Source organism: Kocuria sp. CPCC 205231 (assembly GCF_040980965.1).
In the GTDB taxonomy this organism is placed as follows: domain Bacteria; phylum Actinomycetota; class Actinomycetes; order Actinomycetales; family Micrococcaceae; genus Kocuria; species Kocuria rosea.
The window spans coordinates 1-521 of record NZ_JAVKPP010000112.1 but is presented as its reverse complement, the minus strand read 5'-3'; the positions used below and the strand labels follow the sequence as shown (position 1 = coordinate 521).

The following is a 521-nucleotide window of genomic DNA, read 5'->3' as shown; positions in this document are numbered from 1 at the left end:
AGAGCCGATGAAGGACGTGGTAAGCTGCGATAAGCTCAGGGTAGTTGCAATCGAACGTTGATCCTGAGATTTCCGAATGGAGCAATCCGCTAAGTTGAAGACTTAGCACGAAAGAGGGTACCGCGTGAACTGAAACATCTAAGTAACGCGAGGAAAAGAAAGTAAAAACGATTCCCCAAGTAGCGGCGAGCGAACGGGGATGAGCCCAAACCGCATAAATGCCAAGGATGCAGCCGTTGTTTATGCGGGGTTGTGGGAAGAACTACGAGGAACTGCAACGTACTCAACAATGTTAATGACTGAACTGGAACTAGTTGGAAAGCTAGATCGTAGAAGGTGATAATCCTGTACAGGTAAACTCATTAACTTGTCCGTTCTCTCCCAAGTAACATGGAACACGAGGAATTCTGTGTGAATCTGCGAGGACCATATCTCGTAAGGCTAAATACTCTTACTAACCGATAGCGTATAGTACCTTGAGGGAAAGGTGAAAAGAACCCCGGGAGGGGAGTGAAATAGAA

1 rRNA gene is annotated in these 521 nt (G+C 46.4%); it reads left to right on the top strand.

The annotated features are described in order from the left end of the window. Positions 1-521 (top strand): 23S ribosomal RNA (locus RF640_RS19115); the annotation flags it as partial.